Origin of the sequence: Enterobacter cloacae complex sp. IR5422 (assembly GCF_049238165.1) — a bacterium.
Lineage (GTDB): Bacteria > Pseudomonadota > Gammaproteobacteria > Enterobacterales > Enterobacteriaceae > Enterobacter > Enterobacter roggenkampii.
The window spans coordinates 37,494-61,119 of sequence record NZ_JBMKHT010000016.1 but is presented as its reverse complement, the minus strand read 5'-3'; the positions used below and the strand labels follow the sequence as shown (position 1 = coordinate 61,119).

Annotated in this window: 19 protein-coding genes and 7 tRNA genes; 19 read left to right on the top strand and 7 right to left on the bottom strand. The window is 54.5% G+C overall.

Annotated features, from left to right (window positions below; all coding sequences use genetic code 11):
• The first annotated feature begins 24 nt into the window (after positions 1–24).
• The 3 genes from speFL (at position 25) to potE (ending at position 3,892) form a co-directional block, all read left to right on the top strand.
• A complete protein-coding gene (gene speFL / locus ACOTXT_RS10340; protein ID WP_003858645.1) occupies positions 25–129 on the top strand; it encodes a leader peptide SpeFL in 105 nt (34 codons plus the stop codon).
• A 254-nt stretch (positions 130–383) separates the two neighbouring features.
• Positions 384–2,582: an ornithine decarboxylase SpeF gene (speF, locus tag ACOTXT_RS10335; RefSeq protein ID WP_421625309.1), complete on the top strand. Its 2,199-nt coding sequence runs from the start codon at positions 384–386 to the stop codon at positions 2,580–2,582.
• Positions 2,579–3,892, top strand: coding sequence for a putrescine-ornithine antiporter (gene potE / locus ACOTXT_RS10330; RefSeq protein WP_008501072.1), 1,314 nt, complete (start codon positions 2,579–2,581; stop codon positions 3,890–3,892). The genes speF and potE overlap by 4 nt, the downstream gene beginning before the upstream one ends.
• A 90-nt stretch (positions 3,893–3,982) precedes the next feature.
• Here the strand turns inward: potE and pgm are convergent, their stop codons facing one another.
• Both pgm and seqA read right to left on the bottom strand, forming a co-directional pair.
• Positions 3,983–5,623: a phosphoglucomutase (alpha-D-glucose-1,6-bisphosphate-dependent) gene (gene pgm / locus ACOTXT_RS10325; protein WP_023343591.1), complete on the bottom strand. Its 1,641-nt coding sequence runs from the start codon at positions 5,621–5,623 to the stop codon at positions 3,983–3,985.
• 24 nt (positions 5,624–5,647) lie between these two features.
• Entirely contained in the window at positions 5,648–6,196 is a 549-nt protein-coding gene (seqA, locus tag ACOTXT_RS10320) for a replication initiation negative regulator SeqA (RefSeq protein ID WP_008501070.1), read from the bottom strand.
• A 183-nt stretch (positions 6,197–6,379) separates the two neighbouring features.
• On the opposite strand from seqA, the gene ybfF reads away from it, so the two are divergent.
• From ybfF to fur, 4 genes are all read left to right on the top strand, one after another.
• Positions 6,380–7,153: an esterase gene (gene ybfF, locus ACOTXT_RS10315; RefSeq protein WP_055322207.1), complete on the top strand. Its 774-nt coding sequence runs from the start codon at positions 6,380–6,382 to the stop codon at positions 7,151–7,153.
• Between the two features lie 128 nt (positions 7,154–7,281).
• Complete coding sequence (ybfE, locus tag ACOTXT_RS10310; protein ID WP_008501068.1) at positions 7,282–7,569, top strand: LexA regulated protein; 288 nt, start codon at positions 7,282–7,284, stop codon at positions 7,567–7,569.
• Positions 7,570–7,724: 155 nt separating this feature from the next.
• Positions 7,725–8,255, top strand: a complete 531-nt coding sequence (gene fldA / locus ACOTXT_RS10305; RefSeq protein ID WP_008501067.1) for a flavodoxin FldA — start codon at positions 7,725–7,727, stop codon at positions 8,253–8,255.
• Positions 8,256–8,546: 291 nt separating this feature from the next.
• Positions 8,547–8,993 carry a ferric iron uptake transcriptional regulator gene (gene fur, locus ACOTXT_RS10300; protein WP_008501066.1) on the top strand — a complete coding sequence of 149 codons (447 nt, stop codon included), beginning with the start codon at positions 8,547–8,549 and terminating at the stop codon, positions 8,991–8,993.
• 91 nt (positions 8,994–9,084) lie between these two features.
• On the opposite strand, the gene chiQ is transcribed toward fur, so the two are convergent.
• The 4 genes from chiQ to nagE form a co-directional block, all read right to left on the bottom strand.
• Entirely contained in the window at positions 9,085–9,411 is a 327-nt protein-coding gene (chiQ, locus tag ACOTXT_RS10295) for a ChiQ/YbfN family lipoprotein (RefSeq protein ID WP_055322220.1), read from the bottom strand.
• A 47-nt stretch (positions 9,412–9,458) separates the two neighbouring features.
• Entirely contained in the window at positions 9,459–10,856 is a 1,398-nt protein-coding gene (chiP, locus tag ACOTXT_RS10290; protein WP_063417499.1) for a chitoporin ChiP, read from the bottom strand.
• Between the two features lie 446 nt (positions 10,857–11,302).
• A complete protein-coding gene (gene glnS / locus ACOTXT_RS10285) occupies positions 11,303–12,970 on the bottom strand; it encodes a glutamine--tRNA ligase (RefSeq protein ID WP_021242997.1) in 1,668 nt (555 codons plus the stop codon).
• A 179-nt stretch (positions 12,971–13,149) separates the two neighbouring features.
• Entirely contained in the window at positions 13,150–15,102 is a 1,953-nt protein-coding gene (gene nagE / locus ACOTXT_RS10280; protein WP_055322209.1) for a PTS N-acetyl glucosamine transporter subunit IIABC, read from the bottom strand.
• Between the two features lie 326 nt (positions 15,103–15,428).
• On the opposite strand from nagE, the gene nagB reads away from it, so the two are divergent.
• The 12 genes from nagB to ACOTXT_RS10220 all read left to right on the top strand — a co-directional run bounded on the left by nagB (position 15,429) and on the right by ACOTXT_RS10220 (position 22,298).
• Complete coding sequence (gene nagB / locus ACOTXT_RS10275; protein WP_008501061.1) at positions 15,429–16,229, top strand: glucosamine-6-phosphate deaminase; 801 nt, start codon at positions 15,429–15,431, stop codon at positions 16,227–16,229.
• A gap of 55 nt (positions 16,230–16,284) precedes the next feature.
• Positions 16,285–17,433, top strand: a complete 1,149-nt coding sequence (gene nagA, locus ACOTXT_RS10270) for an N-acetylglucosamine-6-phosphate deacetylase (RefSeq protein ID WP_008501059.1) — start codon at positions 16,285–16,287, stop codon at positions 17,431–17,433.
• A gap of 8 nt (positions 17,434–17,441) precedes the next feature.
• Positions 17,442–18,662 (top strand): DNA-binding transcriptional regulator NagC, encoded by a 1,221-nt coding sequence (gene nagC / locus ACOTXT_RS10265; protein ID WP_021242995.1) that lies wholly within the window; start codon positions 17,442–17,444, stop codon positions 18,660–18,662.
• Between the two features lie 45 nt (positions 18,663–18,707).
• Entirely contained in the window at positions 18,708–19,460 is a 753-nt protein-coding gene (nagD, locus tag ACOTXT_RS10260; protein WP_008501057.1) for a ribonucleotide monophosphatase NagD, read from the top strand.
• Between the two features lie 249 nt (positions 19,461–19,709).
• Positions 19,710–21,374 carry an asparagine synthase B gene (asnB, locus tag ACOTXT_RS10255; protein ID WP_021242994.1) on the top strand — a complete coding sequence of 555 codons (1,665 nt, stop codon included), beginning with the start codon at positions 19,710–19,712 and terminating at the stop codon, positions 21,372–21,374.
• A 226-nt stretch (positions 21,375–21,600) separates the two neighbouring features.
• Positions 21,601–21,677, top strand: a tRNA-Met gene (locus ACOTXT_RS10250).
• A gap of 9 nt (positions 21,678–21,686) precedes the next feature.
• A tRNA-Leu gene (locus ACOTXT_RS10245) sits at positions 21,687–21,771 on the top strand.
• A gap of 23 nt (positions 21,772–21,794) precedes the next feature.
• Positions 21,795–21,869 (top strand) — tRNA-Gln (locus ACOTXT_RS10240).
• A 32-nt stretch (positions 21,870–21,901) separates the two neighbouring features.
• A tRNA-Gln gene (locus ACOTXT_RS10235) sits at positions 21,902–21,976 on the top strand.
• Between the two features lie 17 nt (positions 21,977–21,993).
• Positions 21,994–22,070: transfer RNA gene (locus ACOTXT_RS10230), tRNA-Met, on the top strand.
• 42 nt (positions 22,071–22,112) lie between these two features.
• Positions 22,113–22,187, top strand: a tRNA-Gln gene (locus ACOTXT_RS10225).
• Between the two features lie 36 nt (positions 22,188–22,223).
• Positions 22,224–22,298 (top strand) — tRNA-Gln (locus ACOTXT_RS10220).
• 104 nt (positions 22,299–22,402) lie between these two features.
• On the opposite strand, the gene ubiF is transcribed toward ACOTXT_RS10220, so the two are convergent.
• Positions 22,403–23,578 carry a 3-demethoxyubiquinol 3-hydroxylase gene (gene ubiF / locus ACOTXT_RS10215; RefSeq protein WP_055322210.1) on the bottom strand — a complete coding sequence of 392 codons (1,176 nt, stop codon included), beginning with the start codon at positions 23,576–23,578 and terminating at the stop codon, positions 22,403–22,405.
• Between the last annotated feature and the right edge of the window lie 48 nt (positions 23,579–23,626).

Sequence of the window (23,626 nt, the reverse complement as noted above, 5' to 3'; positions counted from 1 at the left end):
CAATTACTGAAAGGAAAATAAATCATGGAAAACAACAATCGTTTAATGCCCCATATAAGGCGGACAACACATATCATGATGTTTGCCCACCGAAACTGCTTTGACTTTCATCTCTTTAATGCCCGGTAGTCCTTCGACTTCTGGCGCACTCGCTTACAGGTTATCCTGAAACATCTTATTTTACAGGCCATTGCCTGTGAACACGTGCGCTCATTCATTTTGATTCAGACCCATCCGCACCGGGCGGACTGAATTTCAATCATCAAAAAAGCAATGTACTGATTTTAATCAGCAGCCACCCTTTGCTTTTTTTCCGGAAGATTATCGATTTCTTTTTTGCAAGAAATCGAGGGACGCTTATTACCTAAAATAAAGAGAGAAAGATGAAAAGTTTAAAAATCGCAGCCAGCCGCGCCTGTCCTGATTGCTTTACCACCCAGCGTGAACTGGTGGATGTCCGGGCCTCGGATTATATCGACGTTGCCGCTATTGTGCTGGCGGTCAGTGATATTACCGATGGCATACTGGAAGAAATAGAAGCCACCGGATTTGGCATTCCTGTTTTTGTCGCGACGCATAAAGAAGAATTCATTCCGGCAGATTATTTATCCCGCATTCATGGCGTATTTGAGTATTCAGACACCAGCAACGACTTTTATGGACGCCAGCTGGAGGCGGCTGCCCTGAAGTATGAAACCCAGCTGCGTCCGCCGTTTTTCCGCGCCCTTGTCGACTATGTAAAACAGGGCAACAGCGCGTTTGACTGCCCGGGGCATCAGGGCGGCCAGTTCTTCCGCCGCCATCCTGCCGGTAATCAGTTCGTTGATTTCTTTGGCGAGACGCTTTTCCGCGCCGATCTATGCAACGCCGACGTGGCAATGGGCGATCTGCTGATTCACGAGGGCGCACCGTGCATCGCACAGCAGCATGCGGCGAAGGTCTTTAATGCCGATAAGACCTACTTCGTGCTCAACGGCACCTCGTCATCCAACAAAGTGGTGCTTAACGCCCTGCTCACCCCGGGCGACCTGGTGCTGTTCGACCGTAATAACCACAAATCCAACCATCACGGTGCCCTCCTTCAGGCAGGCGCAACGCCGGTCTATCTGGAAACCGCGCGCAACCCGTACGGCTTTATCGGCGGCATTGACGCCCACTGTTTTGAAGAAAGCTATCTTCGCGAGCTGGTGGCAGAAGTCGCACCCGGTCGTGCACGCGATGCGCGTCCGTTCCGTCTGGCGGTGATCCAGCTGGGCACCTACGATGGAACCATCTACAACGCCCGCCAGGTGGTGGATAAGATTGGGCACCTGTGTGATTACATCCTGTTTGACTCGGCCTGGGTGGGTTACGAGCAGTTTATTCCAATGATGGCCGACTGCTCGCCGCTGCTGCTGGAGCTGAACGAAAACGACCCGGGGATTTTGGTTACCCAGTCCGTGCATAAACAGCAGGCCGGCTTCTCCCAGACCTCGCAAATTCACAAGAAAGACAGCCACATCAAAGGTCAGCAGCGCTATGTCCCGCATAAGCGGCTGAATAATGACTTTATGATGCACGCCTCCACCAGCCCGTTCTATCCGCTGTTTGCCGCGCTGGACATCAACGCCCGTATGCATGAAGGCCAGAGCGGCCGCAACATGTGGATGGACTGCGTGGTGAACGGTATTGAGGCGCGAAAACTAATCCTGGAGAACTGCCAGTATCTGCGCCCGTTCGTGCCGAAGACGGTGGATGGCCGTCCGTGGGAAAGCTGGGACACGGCGGAGATTGCGACCGATCTGCGCTTCTTCCATTTCGTACCGGGTGAAAACTGGCACGCTTTTGAAGGCTACGCCGAGCATCAGTATTTTATCGACCCGTGCAAGCTCCTGCTGACCACGCCGGGCATTAACGCCCGCACCGGGGAGTATGACGGCTTCGGCGTGCCTGCCACCATCCTCGCCAACTTCCTGCGTGAAAACGGCATCGTGCCGGAGAAATGCGATCTCAACTCGATCCTGTTCCTGCTCACGCCTGCGGAAGATATGGGCAAGCTGCAGCAGCTGGTGGCGCAGCTGGTGCGTTTCGAAAAACTGCTCGAGAGCGATGCTCCATTAAAAGAGGTACTGCCTTCCATCTGCAGACAACATCCGGAACGTTACGCGGATTACACCCTGCGCCAGATCTGCCAGGAGATGCATGACCTGTACGCCCGTCACAATGTCAAACAGCTGCAGAAAGAGATGTTCCGCAAGTCTCACTTCCCGCGCGTGATGATGAACCCGCAGGACGCGAACTACGCCTATCTGCGCGGAGAAGTGGAACTGGTCTCCCTGCGCGACGCGGAAGGCCGCATCGCCGCGGAAGGCGCCCTCCCTTATCCACCGGGGGTATTGTGCGTGGTTCCAGGGGAGGTCTGGGGCGGCTCCGTGCTGCGCTACTTCGCCGCGCTGGAAGAAGGCATCAACCTGCTGCCGGGCTTCGCGCCGGAGCTGCAGGGTGTGTACGTCGAAGAGTGCGAGGGCCGCAAACAGGTTCGCTGTAACGTCATCAAACAACCCGCCGCTCAGCCCGCGCTGCTGAAAGGAGAGAAATTATGAGTAAGTCCAATAAGATGGGCGTGGTGCAGCTGACCATCCTCACCATGGTGAACATGATGGGTTCAGGGATCATTATGCTGCCCACCAAGCTTGCCGAAGTAGGAACCATTTCAATTATCTCCTGGCTGGTGACCGCCGTCGGCTCGATGGCGCTGGCGTGGGCGTTTGCCAAGTGCGGGATGTTCAGCCGCAAGTCAGGCGGCATGGGAGGCTACGCCGAGTATGCCTTTGGCAAGTCGGGCAACTTTATGGCCAACTATACCTACGGGGTGTCACTGCTGATCGCCAACGTGGCGATTGCCATCTCCGCCGTGGGCTACGGTACGGAGCTGTTTGGCGCGACGCTTAGCCCGGTACAGATTGGCCTGGCCACCATCGGCGTGCTGTGGATCTGCACCGTGGCTAACTTTGGCGGGGCGCGTATCACCGGACAGCTCTCCAGCATCACCGTCTGGGGCGTGATTATTCCAGTCGTCGGCCTGTGCATCATCGGCTGGTTCTGGTTCAGCCCGACCCTGTACGCCAACTCCTGGAACCCGCACCATGTGCCGTTCTTCAGCGCAGTCGGCTCTTCTATAGCCATGACGCTCTGGGCCTTCCTGGGCCTGGAATCCGCCTGCGCGAACGCAGAAGTGGTTGATAACCCTGAAAAGAACGTGCCGATTGCGGTCCTCGGCGGTACGCTGGGCGCAGCGGTGATCTATATCGTCTCGACAAACGTCATCGCGGGCATCGTTCCGAACATGGATCTGGCCAACTCCACGGCGCCGTTCGGGCTGGCCTTCGCGCAGATGTTCACGCCGGAAGTCGGGAAAGTGATTATGGGTCTGATGGTCATGTCATGCTGCGGTTCACTGCTTGGCTGGCAGTTCACCATCGCACAGGTATTTAAATCTTCGGCTGATGAAGGTTACTTCCCAAAAATCTTCTCCCGCGTCACCAAAGCCGATGCGCCGGTGCAGGGCATGCTGGCGATTGTTATCTTCCAGAGCGGATTGTCGCTGATGACGATTAGCCCGTCGCTGAACAGCCAGTTCAACGTGCTGGTCAACCTGGCGGTGGTGACGAACATCATTCCGTATATTCTGTCGATGGCGGCGCTGGTGATTATTCAGAAGGTTGCGAAGGTGGATCCGCGCAAGGCGCGTGCGGCCAATATCGTGGCGCTGATTGGCGCAATCTACAGCTTCTATGCGCTCTATTCCTCCGGCCAGGAAGCGATGCTGTATGGTGCGATGGTGACCTTTATGGGCTGGACGCTGTACGGTCTGGTGTCACCACGGTTTGAATTGAAGAATAAGCACAGTTGAAAAAAAGCCCGGTGGCGCTAGCGCTTACCGGGCCTACGATCGTTGTTATAGGCCGGGCAAACGCAGTGCCGCCCGGCACACAAACCGCACTTACGCGTTTTTCAGCACTTCGCTGACAATCTCTACCGCTTCTTTCTCAATCTGCTGACGATGCTCAGCGCCGAGGAAGCTTTCGCAATAGATTTTATACGCATCTTCCGTACCGGATGGACGCGCAGCGAACCAGCCGTTTTCGGTCATTACTTTCAGACCACCAATAGACGCACCGTTACCAGGTGCCGCCGTCAGACGCGCGGTGATCGGATCGCCCGCCAGGGTGCTTGCACTGACCATCTCCGGAGAGAGTTTGGACAGGGCCGCTTTCTGGGCAGACGTTGCGCTGGCCTGAATACGGTTATAGCTTGGCGCACCAAAGCGTGCTGCCAGGTCGTTGTAATGTTCCTGCGGGTTTTTACCGGTGACCGCGGTGATTTCCGCCGCCAGCAGGCACATGATGATGCCGTCTTTATCGGTTGACCACGGCGTGCCGTCGAAGCGCAGGAAAGAGGCCCCCGCGCTCTCTTCACCACCGAAGCCAAAGCTGCCGTCGTGTAGACCGTCAACAAACCATTTGAAGCCCACAGGTACTTCCACCAGCTTGCGGCCCAGCGCCTCGACCACGCGGTCGATCATCGCGGAGGAAACCAGCGTCTTACCGACAGCCACCTCTTTGCCCCACTGCGGACGGTGCTGGAACAGGTAGTTGATCGCAACAGCCAGATAGTGGTTCGGGTTCATCAGCCCGGCAGGAGTGACGATACCGTGACGGTCGTAATCCGGGTCGTTCGCAAACGCCAGATCGAATTTATCACGCAGCGCCAGCAGGCCCGCCATCGCGCACTCGGAGGAGCAGTCCATACGGATCGCGCCGTCTTTGTCCAGGTGCATAAAACGGAAGGTCTGATCGACGTGATCGTTCACGATGGTCAGATCCAGCTTGTAGTGCTCGGCAATACGTTTCCAGTATTCAATACCGGAGCCGCCCAGCGGATCCACGCCCAGCTTCAGGCCGGCTTTCTGGATGGCCGCCATATCGACGATCTCCGCCAGCCCTTCCACGAACGGCTGAACCAGATCCTGCTCTTTTACGTGGCCGGACGCCATGGCCGCATCCAGAGAGATGCGCTTCACGCCTTTCAGACCGTCAGCCAGCAGGGCGTTCGCACGATCTTCCACCACTTTGGTGACGTTGGTGTCTGCCGGGCCACCGTTAGGCGGGTTGTATTTGATGCCGCCGTCTTCCGGCGGGTTGTGGGATGGCGTGATCACGATACCGTCAGCCAGCGCGCCACCTTTTTTGTTGTGCACCAGGATGGCGTTAGAGACCGCAGGCGTTGGGGTGAAGCCGTTGTTCTCCTGAACAATCACATCGACGCCGTTCGCAGTCAGAACTTCCAGCACGGAGATAAAGGCCGGTTCAGACAGCGCATGGGTATCTTTCCCCACGTAGCAAGGACCGGTAACGCCATTTTTAGCGCGCTCTTCCGCAATGGCCTGAGCAATGGCCAGAATGTGCGGTTCGTTAAAGCTGTGGCGAGCCGCGCTGCCGCGGTGACCAGATGTACCAAACTTCACTGCGTGTTCTGCGTTGCCCACGACCGGCTTCAGCACGTAATACTGCGCGGTCAGCTGAGCGACGTTAATCAAATCGCTTTGTTGTGCAGGTTGGCCTGCACGGCTGTGATTTGCCATTACCGGGTCCTTCTGATGCAAGGGTTAAATTGTACCGCAAACCTTCTCAATCAATTCCGCCGGGAACTGCATGGACTGCATGATGTGTTCAATCATGCTGCACTTGCGGCCCGTATTGGTATTGGTGATCACCCAGTACGGGGTGCCAGGAACATGTTTGGGTTTGGTTTGATTGCCATTTTGCAGCAGCGTCTGCTCGTCGCCCGCGAAGTAGACGCGAGTACGGCCGTGCAGCGACTCGGTCGCTTCAGCAAACGCTTTGTTATCCAGTGAATAAAGTGTAGACAGCACCAGCATAAAGCGGTTAACCGCCTTTTTTTGCTCCGCATATTCATCGGAGAGCAGCAGCTCGCGCATCGCGCGCACTTTATCTTTTGCCGGTGTCACGGCAGGTTTTGCTTGTGCAACAACGCTTGGCTGAGACACGACATCTTTGGTGACTGGGGTAGCAGGCTGTGAAGCGGCGGAAATTTTAAGCATGCGCCGTAAAATGTCGGACGCGCTCTCCCCGATATGCCGCGTCTGGCTGGCAATATACTGATAGAGTTCGTCATCAACTTCGATTGTTTTCATCTTAATCCAGTGCGATATCTTATCTGAATACAAGTCATTGGGATTATAAGGTCAAATCCCAACAGCGGATAGCGTCAAACCAGGTTGGCGGCAAAAGTCAGATTAAACTGGAACCTTGCAGCCGGGCGGCAGAATGGTCAACATGATACCCTAACCTGACATACGTAAAAAAAGAACTTTGCCATGAAATTGAATACCCGAGCGCAAACTGCACAATCGCCGAACAATAATTCTCCCATCGTACTGGTTCACGGGCTTTTTGGCAGCCTGGATAACCTGGGCGTGCTGGCGCGCGAGCTGGTTACCGACCACGATATTCTTCAGGTTGATATGCGCAATCACGGTCTTTCCGGCCGTTCCGACGAGATGACCTACGCCGCGATGGCGCAGGATCTGCTGGATACGCTGGATGCCAACGACTTGCAAAAGGTGACCCTCATCGGGCATTCAATGGGCGGTAAAGCGGTGATGGCCCTGACGGCGCTGGCCCCGGAGCGTATTAACGGCCTGGTGGTGATTGATGTTGCGCCCGTGGATTACGACGTCCGCCGTCACGACGAAATTTTTGCCGCCATCAATGCGGTCACCGAAGCGGGTGTCGCGACGCGTCAGCAGGCAGCTGCCGTCATGCGTGAGCATCTTGATGAAGAAGGCGTCGTCCAGTTCCTGCTGAAGTCGTTTGTTGACGGGCAATGGCGTTTTAACGTGCCGGTGCTCTGGAACCAGTACAACAATATTGTGGGCTGGCAAACCGTACCCGCCTGGCCACACCCTACCCTCTTTATTCGCGGTGGCAATTCCCCTTACGTTACCGACGCGTACCGCGACGCCATACTGGCGCAATTCCCGCAGGCTCGCGCCCACGTCATTGCCGGAGCCGGACACTGGGTGCATGCGGAAAAACCTGACGCCGTGCAGCGCGCCATTCGCCGCTATCTTGCTGATACTGCAAATTGATTAAAAAGAGAGCGACTGGAAGGCTGCGGGCTTCCAGTCGTTGGCGCGCCGTTTTTGGTGATGTATGATGGCGCGCTTATCGCCCGGGCATTAGCAGGGCGGCGTGTTTCCCCCGAAGTCTCAGAATCATGGCCAAAGAACAAACGGACCGTACGACACTAGATCTGTTCGCGAATGAGCGTCGCCCGGGACGACCGAAGACGAATCCGCTTTCGCGCGATGAACAGCTGCGTATCAATAAACGCAATCAGCTTAAACGCGATAAAAATCGTGGGCTTAAGCGTGTCGAACTGAAGCTCAACGCCGACGCGGTCGATGCGCTTAACGAGCTGGCCGACGCGCGAAATATTAGCCGCAGCGAGCTCATTGAAGAGATGTTGATCGCCCAGCTTGAGATGCTGCGCAGCCAGGCATAAGTCTGAAAATTCCCTTAATTACCCTTTTCATGTAGCACAGAGTGCAGTCCTGCGCGATAGCGGTTTCCGCAGGGTTGCCAGTTCTGCTATTATTGCCCTTATCCGTGGCCGAATTGCGCCACCATACTATTAAGTTTCAAGAGGTTATTTTACTCATGGCAATCATCGGCATTTTCTTTGGCAGTGATACCGGCAATACCGAAAATATCGCGAAAAACATTCAAAAACAGCTCGGTAAAGACGTTGCTGATGTGCATGACATCGCCAAGAGCAGCAAAGAAGATCTCGAAGGCTATGACATTCTGCTGCTGGGTATTCCGACCTGGTACTACGGCGAAGCCCAGTGCGACTGGGATGATTTCTTCCCGACGCTGGAAGAAGTGGACTTCAACGGTAAGCTGGTTGCCCTGTTTGGCTGTGGCGACCAGGAAGACTACGCCGAGTACTTCTGTGACGCGCTGGGTACCATCCGCGACATCATTGAGCCGAATGGCGCTGTAATCGTCGGCCACTGGCCAACCGCCGGTTACCACTTCGAAGCGTCCAAAGGCCTGGCCGATGACGATCATTTCGTGGGTCTGGCCATCGACGAAGACCGTCAGCCAGAACTGACTGCAGAGCGCGTCGAGAAATGGGTTAAGCAGATCCGTGAAGAACTGCACCTGGACGATATTCTCAACGCCTGATTTTTATCGCGGCGCAACGGCGGTTGCGCCCGCGCACCAGGTCAAACCGATTAAATTAATTGCTACAATCTTTTAACTTTTTCGCCCAGACCTGTACAATGTCTCCCTGATAAAATGTGGTTTTCCACCGAGCAAGTTTGTTGGTGATACCCCATTTTTATAAGCATATTTTGCCTGAGACTTGCAGTTTTCATTTAGCCATGGCAGTTCTATAATGAGACGCATTATCCCGGGTGCATTTTCTGTCACTTCCTACAGAAGTGAATCGTTTAGCAACAGGACAGATTCCGCATGACTGACAACAATACCGCATTAAAGAAGGCTGGCCTGAAAGTTACGCTTCCTCGGTTAAAAATCCTCGAAGTGCTTCAGGGTCCAGACAATCACCATGTCAGTGCGGAAGACCTTTATAAACGTCTTATCGACATGGGTGAAGAGATTGGGCTGGCTACCGTCTATCGCGTGCTGAACCAGTTTGATGACGCGGGCATTGTCACCCGTCATAATTTCGAAGGTGGTAAATCTGTCTTCGAACTGACCCAGCAGCAGCACCACGATCACCTGATCTGCCTCGACTGTGGCAAGGTCATTGAATTTAGCGATGACTCTATCGAAGCGCGCCAGCGTGAAATCGCCGCGCGTCACGGCATCCGTCTGACCAACCACAGCCTTTACCTTTATGGTCACTGCGCTGAAGGCGATTGCCGCGAAAATGAACATGCGCATGACGCAAAATAAGTGAGTGTTCATACTCTGAGCCAGCCGTAAGGTTGGCTTTTTTTTGCCAGAAAAAAGCCCGGTGGCACTGTGCCACCGGGCATAAAGCAACTTATTTATTGTTATTGCGTATCTCGTTCCAGATCTTATCGCAACGCTTCGCCACTTCCTGATCGTTACCGGTTTTACGTGCCTGGATACAGGCCTGGTAATCCATCACGCGGACATTCTCCTGCGTCGCGAACTGCTCGTGCGCTTTCTCTTTCTTCAGCACGTTCAGCACGCTCTGGCAGGCTTCAATTTTCTCCGGCGAACCTTCCGCTGTATTAATACAGGCGCTGTAGGCCTCCTTGAGGCGGGAGTCCTCTTTCGGTGCCTGAGTCTGGGCACACGCCACCAGCGCCGATGCCAACAGCGCGACGATTACGATTTTTTTCATCATTTGCAGTCTCCGGTCCGGCGGGATCTAACCCGCCGGACGATTCATCAGAAGATGGTGAACGGTGCGATAACCATGAATTTCACGTCACGTTCATCCTGGAAGATGTTGCCGTAACCGCCCGCGTAGCTCGGGATATCGGAGTGGTTGTCGTACTGGGTGAAGTGCAGTTTGAACATCGTGCCTTTCGCGCGGCCATCCTGCAGGGTGTAGATAGCATCCAGGCTGTAGGAAGACTCTTTCAGGCGATAGTTTGGATCGTAGTAAGCATCCGGTGTTGCCATGTCGGCAGGTTTTGCATCCCAGGCGTAAGCGTAAGAAGCGCCCACGGCCCAGCCCGGCAGATTCCAGTTTTTCAGGTCATACATCGCGCCGAAGAAGACTGCTTTCTCACCGTCGGCGTTGAAGTCGGAGCGGTTATCCCACCAGATATCAAGACGACCGTTGGAGGAAGCATAGGTCGGGGTCATACGCTGCAGGAAGTAGCCCTGCTGCCCTTCCGCTTTCACCCATGTGCCTTCCAGACGTAAATCAACCTGACCGACCTTGTAGCCGAAGGTTAACGCCTGCAGCCACGCGGTGCCGTCGTAGATATCATTGACGCCACCGTTACTGACTTTGTCGCGCGTACCGTAGAACTGGTAGCTGGTACTCAGCGGGCTACCCGCAATATCAAACTTATAGCTGGCCTTGGCAAAGTATTGATCGATATACCCTTGCGCCTGGCCGAATGCCGCTTCGAGAACCAGATCGTTTTTGAAGTCGTATTTCGCACCCAGCGAGTGGAGGTAATCGACTTTGGTTTTCTTATCGTTCTGGTAGAACTTGTCCATTTCAATGTGCCACGGTGCTTTGTACTCGTTGGTCCACATATAGGAGAAGCTCAGCGCACCTGCGTCACCGTAGTCAAAGTTAGCCCCGGCTTCTGCACCCTGATAGGTACCCGGCATAAAGCTCCAGTGTGGGGCTAACAGCGTCTGGCCGGTTGGCTGAATATAGCCCCCACGCGCCCAGACCGGGCCGTATTTAAATTTCGCTGCGGCTTTGTAGAGGCTGATACCGCTCTTATCCCCGGACCAGTCTTCATCATAGGCTTTGTTGCTGGAGGAGAAGGCGATTTCGTTCGGGTGGCCGCTGTCGCCGTTTTCCGCCATTTCGATCGCGGTGAACGCGGCGATATCCAGACCGAACAAATCCGCGGCGTAGCCTGACTGGAAGTCCAGGTTGGCGTTCCAGGTGGAGTGCGAGAGGTTGGTTTTGTATTTATCTTCAGTGACGTCTTTACGGTCACGCTCACGCTGCCAGTAATAAATACCGCCCGTGAGGGTGGAATCTTCGATGAAACCCGCTGCTTTTGCCTCTGGCGCAATCACCAGGCCCGACATTGCTGTCACACCGGCAATAGCCAGCGCCAGCGCACTACGTTTGCCACTGAACGTACGCATAGATTATTCCTCTTTGACGAATTAAAACGCCTGAAACGGCGTAAATAAAAAAGACCAAATGGTCAGGGGTAGTGTTAAATACCCTCGAATTAACTACCGTCTTTAGGTTATTTTTCGCGACGCGAATTATCAATGCTTTTCAGCGGGCAAAAGTCAGGATTATGACGAAGTGCACATAATTGGTAGTGCTTTGTAACATTTACAGGAAGGCGAGGAATGACGGGAAATTCTCAGCTATTTCAGTGTCCAGGCGTGGGATCGGTTTCCTTTTTTATAACCTTTTTGATTTTCGTAATGACACAAACTTTTTTTTAAAAAATAAGTAGCACCTCATTGACCTGTTATTTTCATGACGCCACTTTAACCCCTGGCTTAATACTCTGATCGTTAAATAAAAAAACGCCGCATAATGCGGCGTTTGTTTCTCATTGACCAGAGCAGCAATATTATTCGCCGATCTTCGTCCAGGTATCACGCAGACCCACGGTACGGTTAAATACCGGTTTTTCCGCCGTGCTGTGACGGCTGTCCAGGCAGAAGTAACCTTCACGTTCGAACTGGAACGCTTTGCCTGCTTCAGCCGCTTTCAGAGAAGGCTCCGCATAACCCTGCTTGATCACCAAAGATTCCGGGTTAATGGTCGCCAGGAAGTCTTCCGCCGCACCTGGGTTAGGCACGCTGAACAGGCGATCGTACAGACGAATCTCCACCGGCAGCGCGTGGGATGCGCTCACCCAGTGGATAACGCCTTTCACCTTGCGGCCATCCGCCGGATCTTTACTCAGCGTCTCAGCGTCATAAGAACAGAAGATGGTGGTGATATTCCCTTCCGCATCTTTTTCAACGCGCTCGGCTTTGATGACGTAAGCATTACGCAGACGCACTTCTTTACCCAGCACCAGACGCTTGTACTGCTTGTTGGCTTCTTCACGGAAGTCAGCGCGGTCAATCCAGATCTCGCCGCTGAACGGCACGTCGCGGCTTCCCATTTCCGGTTTGTTCGGATGGTTAGGCATGGAGACCAGCTCGCTCTCGCCCTGCGGATAGTTTTCGATAACCAGCTTCACCGGGTCGATAACGGCCATCGCGCGCGGGGCATTTTCATTGAGGTCTTCACGAATGCAGGATTCCAGAGACGCCATCTCAATGGTGTTGTCCTGCTTGGTCACGCCGATACGCTTGCAGAACTCACGGATTGACGCCGCGGTGTAGCCACGGCGGCGCAGACCCGAGATGGTTGGCATACGCGGGTCGTCCCAGCCCTCAACGTGCTTGTCGGTGACCAGCAGGTTCAGCTTACGCTTGGACATCACGGTGTATTCCAGATTCAGACGAGAGAACTCGTACTGACGCGGATGCACTGGAATGGTGATGTTATCCAGCACCCAGTCGTACAGACGACGGTTGTCCTGGAACTCCAGCGTACACAGCGAGTGGGTGATGCCTTCCAGCGCATCGCTGATGCAGTGGGTGAAGTCGTACATCGGGTAGATGCACCACTTGTTGCCGGTCTGGTGGTGTTCTGCGAACTTGATGCGGTACAGCACCGGATCGCGCATCACGATGAACGGAGACGCCATATCGATTTTGGCACGCAGGCACGCTTTGCCCTCTTCGAAGCCACCGGCACGCATTTTTTCAAACAGCGCCAGGTTCTCTTCCACGCTGCGATCGCGGAACGGGCTGTTTTTACCCGGTGCGGTCAGCGTACCGCGGTACTCACGGATCTCATCTGCAGACAGTTCGTCTACATACGCCAGACCTTTGTTGATGAGCTCTACCGCGTAGGCATACAGCTGATCAAAATAGTCAGAGGAGTAGCAGATATCGCCAGACCAGTTGAAGCCCAGCCATTGCACGTCATTTTTGATGGACTCAACGTATTCGATGTCTTCTTTTACTGGGTTGGTGTCATCGAAACGCAGGTTGCACTGTCCCTGGTAGTCTTGCGCAATGCCAAAGTTCAGGCAGATGGACTTCGCATGCCCGATATGCAGGTAGCCATTCGGCTCCGGCGGGAAACGGGTATGAATTGTGGTGTGCTTACCACTGGCCAGATCTTCATCGATGATCTGACGAATAAAGTTACTCGGGCGGGCTTCTGCCTCACTCATCGTGGATTCCTCAAAGCGTAAACAACGTATAACGGCATATGATCTTATAAGCCGGACGTAGTGACAACCCTTAGTTACGGAAAATACGTATCAGATGAAAATAATGGGGGCATTTGCTGCAAAAAAAAGCGGCGGAGGATATCCCCCGCCGCTTAAGGCATGACTCTACTCAGGAGCGATTACTTGCCTTTAATCTCATACAGCGGGGTTTGACCCGCAACAACCTGACCTTTCGCCTGGATGACCAGACCGCTGAAGTCGTCAATGTTGCTGCAAACCACCGGGCTAATCATGGAACGCGCGTTGGCATTCAGGAAGTCCAGATCCATTTCCAGAATCGGCTGCCCGGCCACCACTTCAGCGCCCTCTTCCACCAGGCGAGTAAAGCCCTGACCATTCAGCGCAACGGTATCGATACCCATGTGGACAACGATCTCCGCGCCCTTTTCGGTTTCGAGGCAGAACGCGTGGTTGGTGTTGAAGATTTTCACGATGGTACCGGCAGCAGGAGACACCACGGTTTTATCCGTTGGTTTCACCGCCACACCGTCACCGACCGCTTTGCTGGCGAACGCTTCATCAGGTACCTGCTCAAGGTCAACGACATCACCCGTTACCGGAGAGACCAGCGCGGCCACCATCACGGCGTTAGGCACGGCCTGCGGCTTCGCAACTGGCGCAGCCGTCGACGCAGGCGCGCTGTCGGTTGATGCTGCCGCGACCGGACCGCGGGCAACCACTTTCTTCATTTCGTCACCGATGGATTCCGCTTTGGCACCCACGATAACCTGGATAGTTTGTTTGTTCAGTTTAACCACGCCCGATGCGCCAAGGCGTTTACACATTGCGTCGCTGACGCGCGCAGAGTCACCCACCGTCAGACGCAGACGGGTGATACAGGCATCAATGGCTTTCAGGTTGTCAGTCCCCCCGACGGCAGCGATATAGCTGGTCGCCAGCTGGGTCAGACCCTCTTCGGTGTTGCTGTTGGCTTCGCTGGTGACCACTTCGTCTTTGGTGTCTTCGCGGCCCGGCGTTTTGAGGTTAAACATACGAATAACCGCAGTGAACAGCACGAAGTAGATGACGAAGAAGACCAGACCCATTACCACCAGCATCCAGACGTTCTTGCTTGCCGCCGGCAGGTTGTACATCAACACGTAGTCGATCGCGCCTGCAGAGAAGGAGAAGCCAGCATGGATACCCAGCAGGGTCGCCACAAACAGGCTGATACCGGTCAGGACCGCATGCATGAGGTACAGCACCGGCGCCAGGAACATGAACAGGAATTCCAGCGGCTCTGTTACACCGGTCAGGAACGCGGTAATCGCAACGGACAGCAGCATGCCGCCAACCATTGGGCGACGCGCTTTTGGCGCAGCCAGGTACATTGCCAGCGCAGCGCCCGGCAGACCAAACATCATGATTGGGAAGAAGCCAGACATGAACATGCCTGCGGTGCCGTCACCCGCGTAGAAGCGGTTGATGTCGCCGTGGAATACGGTGCCCGCAGCATTGGTGAACTCACCAATCTGGAACCATGCGATAGTGTTCAGCACCTGATGCAGACCGGTTGGGATCAGCAGACGGTTGATAAAACCAAAGATACCTGAGCCAAGTGCACCCGCTGAAACAATCCACTCACCACCCGCATGGATCGCATGCTGTACCGGTGGCCAGACGTAGCCAAAGATAGCGGCCAGAACCAGACAGAAGAAACCTGTTGCGATCGGCACGAAACGTTTGCCGCCAAAGAAACTCAGGAAGTCTGGCAGCTTAATGTTTGCCCAACGGTTGTACACAGCACCACCGACCAGACCGGTAATGATACCTGCCAGCACGCCCATGTTGATTTCTGGGTTAATGGTTACCATCGCTTTCGTCAGGATGAAATAACCGACTGCCCCTGCCAGCGCTGCGGCACCAGCGCTGTCTTTTGACCAGCTAGAGGCAACACCGATGGCGAAAATCAGCGCCAGGTTGTCAAAAATGGCACCGCCAGCCTGAGCAATAAACGGTACGTTAAGAAGATCGGGTTGCCCGAATCGCAGCAGCAGCGCTGCAACCGGTAGCACGGCGATAGGGAGCTGCAAAGCCCTACCGAGGCGCTGGAAAAAACCTAAAATATTCATCCTATTCCCCCTACGAGACCCTTTTTCAGGCTCGCGCATAAACTATGTTTTTATTGTGTCACGAACGATAGATACCGTTGATAATTCACTGGCAGTCTGAGTGTGTGAAAAATTAATTCGTATCGCAAATTAAACACCTATTTTTTGTGATTTTTGTCACCAAATATCGTATTCAGACCTCCCTTACACTGGCTAACAGTGAAAACTTATTTTATCATTCAAAAAATCAAGACGGATTGATCCGGCCTGAAAGTTTCCAGGTTACGCTTTAGTATCAGGTTCCGAAGCCATCCGCCCACTCTTCTACTTAAACTTTGAGGTGAACAATGAGACTGATTCCCCTGGCAACTGCAGAACAAGTTGGTAAATGGGCCGCTCGCCATATCGTAAACCGCATTAACGCGTTCAAACCGACCGCCGATCGTCCTTTCGTTCTGGGCCTTCCAACCGGCGGCACACCGCTGACCGCTTACAAGGCGCTGGTTGAGATGCATAAAGCAGGCCAGGTTAGCTTCAAACATGTTGTGACCTTCAATATGGATGAATATGTTGGCTTACCGAAAGACCACCCGGAAAGCTACCATAGCTTTATGCACCGCAATTTCTTTGATCACGTTGATATCCCAGCTGAAAATATTAACCTGCTGAATGGAAACGCGCCGGATATTGACGCAGAATGCCGTCAGTATGAAGAAAAAATCCGTTCCTACGGTAAAATCCACCTGTTCATGGGTGGTGTAGGTAATGATGGTCATATCGCGTTTAACGAACCGGCGTCCTCTCTGGCTTCCCGTACCCGTATTAAAACGCTGACCCATGACACGCGCGTGGCGAACTCCCGCTTCTTTGACGGTGACGTTAACCAGGTTCCAAAATACGCCCTGACCGTAGGCGTAGGCACCCTGCTGGATGCTGAAGAAGTGATGATTCTGGTGCTGGGCGGCGTGAAAGCGCAGGCGCTCCAGGCTGCTGTTGAAGGCAACGTTAACCATATGTGGACCATCAGCTGTCTGCAGCTGCATCCTAAATCAGTCATTGTCTGCGACGAACCGTCCACGATGGAGCTGAAGGTTAAAACGCTGAAATACTTCAACGAGTTAGAAGCCGAGAACATCAAAGGTCTGTAATTGAATAACCGCCTCTTTATCAAGAGGCGGCCGCTTTTTTTAACCGGGGGTCGTTATGTACGCTTTAACCCACGGTCGGATTTATACCGGCCATGAAATTCTGGATGACCACGCGATTGTTATCGCGAATGGCCTGATTGAACGTGTTTGCCCGCTGGCAGAACTGCCGCCGGAGATTGAACAGCGCTCACTCAATGGAGCAGTAATCTCCCCCGGTTTCATCGACGTACAGCTCAACGGCTGCGGCGGTGTCCAATTCAATGATACCGCCGATGCGGTAACGGTCGAAACGCTGGAGATCATGCAGAAAGCCAACGAGAAATCGGGCTGCACCAGCTATCTGCCGACGCTCATCACCAGCAGTGATGACCTGATGAAGCAGGGTATCCGCGTGATGCGCGAATACCTGGCCAAACATCCGAATCAGGCGCTCGGTCTGCACCTGGAAGGGCCATGGCTGAACATGGTCAAGAAAGGAACGCATAACCCGGACTACGTGCGTAAACCTGATGCGGAGCTGGTTGACTACATGTGTGCCAACGCCGATGTGATCACCAAGGTGACGCTGGCACCGGAAATGACCGGCACGGACGTCATCAGCAAGCTGGCCGCCGCCGGAATTGTGGTTTCAGCGGGCCACTCAAATGCCACGCTGAAAGAAGCGAAAGCCGGTTTCCGCGCGGGCATTACCTTTGCGACGCACCTTTATAACGCCATGCCATACATCACAGGTCGTGAACCGGGTCTGGTTGGCGCGATTCTGGATGAGCCAGACGTTTACTGCGGCATTATCGCGGACGGCTTACACGTTGATTACACCAACATTCGCAACGCCAAGCGGCTGAAAGGTGACAAGCTCTGCCTGGTAACGGACGCTACCGCACCGGCAGGTGCAAATATTGAGCAGTTCATTTTTGCCGGTAAAACAATATACTACCGCAATGGACTGTGTGTGGATGAAAACGGTACGCTGAGCGGTTCCTCTTTGACCATGATTGAAGGGGTGCGTAACCTGGTTGAGCATTGCGGAATTGCGCTTGATGAAGTCCTGCGCATGGCCACCCTTTATCCTGCGCGCGCTATCGGCGTGGATAAACAGCTTGGCGGAATTGCACCAGGTATGGTTGCAAACCTGACGGCATTCACACACGATTATAAAATTATTAAGACCATCGTTAATGGTAACGAGGTCGTCACTGAGTAAGTAAAAGTATGACACCTGGCGGACAAGCTCAAATCGGTAATGTCGATCTCGTTAAACAGCTTAACAGCGCGGCGGTATATCGCCTGATTGACCAACACGGGCCAATCTCACGTATTCAGATAGCCGAACAAAGCCAGCTTGCTCCCGCCAGCGTGACAAAAATTACCCGCCAGCTCATTGAGCGCGGTTTGATCAAAGAAGTCGATCAGCAGGCCTCCACCGGGGGCCGCCGCGCTATCTCCATTATTACCGAAACCCGCAATTTTCAGGCAATTGGCGTCCGTCTGGGCCGTCATGACACCACGCTCACGCTGTACGATCTGAGCAGTAAAGCCATTGCGGAAGAGCACTATCCCCTTCCGGAACGCACCCAGGAGACGCTGGAGCATGCGCTGCTGAATACCATCGCGCAGTTTATTGAAAGCTGTCAGCGCAAGATCCGCGAACTCATCGCCATCTCGGTGATTCTGCCCGGTCTGGTCGACCCGGAAAGCGGCGTGATCCGCTATATGCCGCACATTCAGGTTGAAAACTGGGGGCTGGTCGACGCGCTGGAAAAGCGCTTTAAAGTGACCTGCTTTGTGGGCCATGACATTCGCTCTCTGGCGCTGGCAGAGCACTACTTTGGTGCGAGCCAGGACTGTGAAGACTCTATTCTGGTGCGCGTTCACCGCGGTACGGGCGCAGGCATTATCTCTAACGGCCGAATTTTTATCGGTCGCAACGGTAACGTCGGTGAGATCGGCCACATTCAGGTTGAACCGCTCGGGGAGCGCTGCCACTGCGGCAACTTTGGCTGCCTTGAAACCATTGCCGCCAACACCGCCATCGAGCAGCGCGTTCGCCATCTGCTTGAACAGGGTTACCAAAGCCGCGTGACGCTGGATGACTGCAAGATAGGCACCATCTGCAAAGCTGCTAATAAAGGCGACGCGCTGGCCTGTGAAGTGATCGAGCAGGTGGGTCGCCATCTGGGGAAAACCATCGCCATCGCCATTAACCTGTTTAACCCACAAAAAGTGGTGATCGCCGGTGAAATTGTGGAAGCGGAAAAGGTGCTGCTCCCCGCGATTGAAGGCTGTATTAACACCCAGGCGCTGAAAGCATTCCGCCAGAATCTTCCGGTGGTTCGTTCAAAGCTTGACCATCGTTCGGCGATTGGGGCGTTCGCGCTGGTTAAACGCGCCATGCTCAACGGAATTCTGCTGCAGCATTTGCTGGAAAGTTGATCGGACCTTATAGTAACGCCTTCTTTTTTTGATGTCGGACTGTCCATGACCATTAAGAATGTAATTTGTGATATCGACGGCGTGCTGATGCACGACAACGTTGCCGTGCCGGGTGCTGCGGAGTTTCTTCACCGCATCATCGACAAAGGAATGCCTCTGGTTCTTCTCACGAACTACCCTTCTCAGACCGGTCAGGATCTGGCAAACCGCTTTGCCACGGCGGGGGTAGACGTCCCGGACAGCGTGTTTTATACCTCGGCGATGGCCACGGCGGATTTTCTGAAGCGTCAGGAAGGAAAAAAAGCCTATGTGGTCGGTGAAGGCGCGCTGATCCATGAGCTGTATAAAGCGGGCTTTACCATCACCGACGTCAACCCGGACTTTGTGATTGTGGGTGAAACGCGTTCCTACAACTGGGAGATGATGCATAAGGCATCCTTCTTTGTGGCTAACGGCGCGCGCTTTATTGCGACCAACCCGGATACCCACGGTCGCGGTTTTTATCCGGCCTGCGGCGCGCTGTGTGCCGGTATCGAGAAGATCTCCGGGCGCAAGCCGTTCTATGTCGGCAAGCCCAGCCCGTGGATCATTCGCGCCGCGCTCAACAAGATGCAGGCCCACTCTGAAGAGACCGTGATTGTCGGCGACAACCTGCGCACCGATATTCTGGCCGGTTTCCAGGCCGGTCTGGAGACGATTCTGGTGCTCTCTGGGGTCTCTCAGCTTGATGACATTGACTCAATGCCGTTCCGTCCAAGCTGGATTTACCCGTCCGTCGATGAAATTGACATCATCTGATACCAAACCACGCCTCAGGGCGTGGTTTTTTATTTTCGCGCCTGCAAAACAGAATCCTATCTAACAAAAAAGCACTTTCATTGAACATTCGTCAACAAAAGCGCTCATGACATACGCTTTTTTCACCGATCCGCAATCACCATTGCACTATTTCCGTTTTCACCCGTAAAACGCTTGCGCGCCCTGCCCCTTTGCGGCATTTTCATAAGCAAGCAACATTACAAAGCAACAGGGTTAACGGAGAAGGTTATGTGTTCAATTTTTGGCGTACTGGATATTAAAACTGACGCGGGCGAACTGCGTAAAAAGGCACTCGAACTGTCCCGCCTGATGCGCCATCGCGGCCCGGACTGGTCCGGCGTTTACGCCAGTGACAAAGCAATTCTGGCTCACGAACGTCTGTCTATTGTTGACGTCAACGCCGGTGCACAGCCGCTGTATAACGAGAAAAAAACGCACGCGCTGGCTGTCAACGGTGAGATCTATAACCACCAGGCGCTGCGCGCCGAGTACGGCGACCGCTACGCGTTCCAGACCGGGTCCGACTGTGAAGTGATCCTGGCGCTGTATCAGGAGAAAGGTCCCGAGTTTCTGGACGACCTGCAGGGTATGTTTGCCTTCGCCCTGTACGACAGCGAAAAAGACGCCTACCTGATTGGCCGCGACCACATCGGTATTATCCCGCTGTACATGGGCCACGATGAACACGGCAACTTCTACGTTGCGTCTGAAATGAAAGCCCTGGTGCCGGTCTGCCGCACCATCAAAGAGTTCCCGGCAGGCAGTTACCTGTGGAGTAAAGACGGCGAGATCCGTCCGTACTACCAGCGCGACTGGTTCGACTACGACGCGGTAAAAGACAACGTGACGGACAAAGCCGAGCTGCGTCAGGCGCTGGAAGATTCCGTGAAAAGCCACCTGATGTCAGACGTACCTTACGGCGTGCTGCTCTCCGGCGGTCTGGACTCCTCCGTGATCTCTGCCATCACCAAGAAATTTGCGGCTCGTCGCGTGGAAGATCAGGAGCGCTCAGAAGCCTGGTGGCCACAGCTGCACTCCTTTGCCGTGGGCCTGGAAGGCGCGCCGGATCTGAAAGCCGCGCAGGAAGTGGCAAACCACCTCGGCACCGTGCACCATGAAATTCACTTCACCGTGCAGGAAGGCCTGGATGCGATCCGCGATGTGATCTATCACATTGAAACCTATGACGTAACGACAATTCGCGCCTCCACGCCGATGTACCTGATGTCGCGTAAGATCAAGGCGATGGGCATCAAAATGGTGCTCTCCGGTGAAGGTTCTGACGAAGTGTTTGGCGGCTACCTGTACTTCCACAAAGCGCCAAATGCCAAAGAGCTGCACGAAGAGACCGTGCGTAAACTCCAGGCGCTGCATATGTTTGACTGCGCGCGTGCCAACAAAGCGATGTCGGCATGGGGTGTCGAAGCGCGTGTACCGTTCCTGGATAAGAAATTCCTCGACGTGGCGATGCGCATCAACCCGCAGGATAAAATGTGCGGCAACGGTAAAATGGAAAAACATATCCTGCGTGAGTGTTTTGAATCCTACCTGCCGGCGAGCGTGGCATGGCGTCAGAAAGAGCAGTTCTCCGATGGCGTAGGCTACAGCTGGATCGACACCCTGAAAGAGGTGGCGGCGAAACAGGTTTCTGACCAACAGCTGGAAACCGCAAGCTTCCGCTTCCCGTACAACACGCCGGGCTCGAAAGAAGCGTACCTCTACCGTGAAATTTTTGAAGAACTGTTCCCGGTACCGAGCGCTGCAGAGTGTGTGCCGGGTGGTCCATCCGTCGCCTGCTCGTCTGCCAAAGCGATTGAATGGGATGAATCGTTCAAATCCATGAACGATCCGTCAGGACGTGCGGTAGGCGTTCACCAGTCAGCCTACAAATAATCACGCATTTCATCTCAGGCCCTGCGGGGCCTGATTTTTTTTGCCCCGCTTTTGCACAGCTAAAACCGATTAATAACCAATAATTGCCGAATATTCGGTCACGCTGTTCGCAACCTAACCAAACAGTCACATTCCGGCTATTTTCGTTGAAAAAGGTGTTGACGCTGCAAGGGTCTATACGCATAATGCGCCCCGCAACGCCGATAAGGTAACGCGAAAAAAAGATGGCTACGTAGCTCAGTTGGTTAGAGCACATCACTCATAATGATGGGGTCACAGGTTCGAATCCCGTCGTAGCCACCATCTTTTTTTGCGGGAGTGGCGAAATTGGTAGACGCACCAGATTTAGGTTCTGGCGCCGCAAGGTGTGCGAGTTCAAGTCTCGCCTCCCGCACCATTCCCGGGTAAGCGTTGCACGGATGGGGTATCGCCAAGCGGTAAGGCACCGGTTTTTGATACCGGCATTCCCTGGTTCGAATCCAGGTACCCCAGCCATATTTCTTCGATTTTGCGGTTCTCCGCGGTATTGGGGTATCGCCAAGCGGTAAGGCACCGGTTTTTGATACCGGCATTCCCTGGTTCGAATCCAGGTACCCCAGCCATCGAAGATTGCAGTACTGGCTACGTAGCTCAGTTGGTTAGAGCACATCACTCATAATGATGGGGTCACAGGTTCGAATCCCGTCGTAGCCACCAAATTGAGATTATCGATCGATTTCGGTAATGAGAAAAAATTGTTGGGGTATCGCCAAGCGGTAAGGCACCGGATTCTGATTCCGGCATTCCGAGGTTCGAATCCTCGTACCCCAGCCAATTTACAAAGTCGTTAAGCAGCTTGTTTAACGCAATTGGGGTGTCGCCAAGCGGTAAGGCTCTGGTTTCTGATACCAGCATTCCGGGGTTCGAATCCCTGCACCCCAGCCACTTAAAACAAACAAGCCCGCTCTGCGGGCTTGTTTGTTTTTGTACAGAATTGTGCGGCCTGATGCCCTCACCCCGGCCCTCTCCCACGGGGAGAGGGAAAAAGTTTAGAGTCCGAGAGCGTACTTCAGGGCCTGACGCTTCAGGCCACCGGCACGTTCCGCAGCCATCAGGCCTATATTACGCAGAATACGCACTGGCGCTACGTCATTGCTGAACCCCGCATAGAACATATCCATCCCCGACTGCATGATGAAGTTATCCGCCATACGCCGCGTCTGATAACGCTTCAGCACCTGATGGCTGGCCCAGTTTTCCGCGTGTCCGCGGGCGTTGCCCAGCACATCCAGTAATGCATCGACGTCACGATATCCCAGGTTCACGCCCTGCCCGGCCAGCGGATGAATGGTGTGTGCCGCATCCCCCACCAGCGCTAAGCCTGCGCGGGCATACTGCAACGCATGACGACGCGTGAGTGGGAACGCCCCGGCGGCGACCGGCGTGACGTGCCCCAGACGGCTCGGGAAGTGCAGCAGGATCTCGCGCTGCAGCTGTTCCATGTTCATCCCCTGCAGCTGACGAATGCGCGCCGGTTTGTCGTACCACACCAGCGACGCCCAATTATCAAACAGCGGTAAAAAGGCATGCGGGCCGTTCGGCGTAAAGTGCTGCCAGGTGCTTTCGCCCGGCGCATTCTCGCACTCGGCGGTAATCAGCATACAGGACTGTTCATACTGCCAGGCATGAACCCCGATCCCCGCCATCTGTCTGACCTGCGAGTTAGCGCCGTCCGCCCCGATGACCAGCTTCACGGTCAGCTCATCGCCATTGTCGAGCGTCAGTAGATAGCCACGCTCGTGAGGATGCAGCGCCTTAAGCGACGCAGGCACGCGCAGCGTCACCTTCGGATGCGCCTCCAGCGCCTGCCAGAGCGCCCGCTGGAGCACGTTGTTTTCCACCATATACCCCAGGCGCGGCAGCTTCAGCTCTGCGGCATCAAACGCGACGTGGGCATTTTCCCACTCCCAGGTTTCGAGGCGGCTGTAAGGGTGCGCGCGCATCGCCTGCACCGCCTCCCAGACGCCCAGCCCGCGCAGCAGATCGACGGATGCCGCGCTGATCGCAGAAATGCGCACGTCCGGTTTGCTGGCGGGATCGTAGGCTGGCGGAGCCGCCTGTTCGATTACCGTTACCTCAAATCCCTGCTGCGCCAGCCCCAGCGCCAGCGCGCCGCCGACCATACCGCCGCCGACAACGGCAACTTCGGTGTGTTGGAGTGTCATGGTCAATTTTCCTTATTGGAGAATCCCTTAAGTTTACCGGATTTTTGC

Excerpts from the sequence above, each read along its gene's own strand:
- speFL (WP_003858645.1), top strand. The coding sequence starts at position 25 with ATGGAAAACAACAATCGTTTAATGCCCCATATAAGGCGGACAACACAT.
- speF (WP_421625309.1), top strand. The coding sequence starts at position 384 with ATGAAAAGTTTAAAAATCGCAGCCAGCCGCGCCTGTCCTGATTGCTTT.
- potE (WP_008501072.1), top strand. The coding sequence starts at position 2,579 with ATGAGTAAGTCCAATAAGATGGGCGTGGTGCAGCTGACCATCCTCACC.
- pgm (WP_023343591.1), bottom strand. The coding sequence starts at position 5,623 with ATGGCAAATCACAGCCGTGCAGGCCAACCTGCACAACAAAGCGATTTG.
- seqA (WP_008501070.1), bottom strand. The coding sequence starts at position 6,196 with ATGAAAACAATCGAAGTTGATGACGAACTCTATCAGTATATTGCCAGC.
- ybfF (WP_055322207.1), top strand. The coding sequence starts at position 6,380 with ATGAAATTGAATACCCGAGCGCAAACTGCACAATCGCCGAACAATAAT.
- ybfE (WP_008501068.1), top strand. The coding sequence starts at position 7,282 with ATGGCCAAAGAACAAACGGACCGTACGACACTAGATCTGTTCGCGAAT.
- fldA (WP_008501067.1), top strand. The coding sequence starts at position 7,725 with ATGGCAATCATCGGCATTTTCTTTGGCAGTGATACCGGCAATACCGAA.
- fur (WP_008501066.1), top strand. The coding sequence starts at position 8,547 with ATGACTGACAACAATACCGCATTAAAGAAGGCTGGCCTGAAAGTTACG.
- chiQ (WP_055322220.1), bottom strand. The coding sequence starts at position 9,411 with ATGAAAAAAATCGTAATCGTCGCGCTGTTGGCATCGGCGCTGGTGGCG.
- chiP (WP_063417499.1), bottom strand. The coding sequence starts at position 10,856 with ATGCGTACGTTCAGTGGCAAACGTAGTGCGCTGGCGCTGGCTATTGCC.
- glnS (WP_021242997.1), bottom strand. The coding sequence starts at position 12,970 with ATGAGTGAGGCAGAAGCCCGCCCGAGTAACTTTATTCGTCAGATCATC.
- nagE (WP_055322209.1), bottom strand. The coding sequence starts at position 15,102 with ATGAATATTTTAGGTTTTTTCCAGCGCCTCGGTAGGGCTTTGCAGCTC.
- nagB (WP_008501061.1), top strand. The coding sequence starts at position 15,429 with ATGAGACTGATTCCCCTGGCAACTGCAGAACAAGTTGGTAAATGGGCC.
- nagA (WP_008501059.1), top strand. The coding sequence starts at position 16,285 with ATGTACGCTTTAACCCACGGTCGGATTTATACCGGCCATGAAATTCTG.
- nagC (WP_021242995.1), top strand. The coding sequence starts at position 17,442 with ATGACACCTGGCGGACAAGCTCAAATCGGTAATGTCGATCTCGTTAAA.
- nagD (WP_008501057.1), top strand. The coding sequence starts at position 18,708 with ATGACCATTAAGAATGTAATTTGTGATATCGACGGCGTGCTGATGCAC.
- asnB (WP_021242994.1), top strand. The coding sequence starts at position 19,710 with ATGTGTTCAATTTTTGGCGTACTGGATATTAAAACTGACGCGGGCGAA.
- ubiF (WP_055322210.1), bottom strand. The coding sequence starts at position 23,578 with ATGACACTCCAACACACCGAAGTTGCCGTTGTCGGCGGCGGTATGGTC.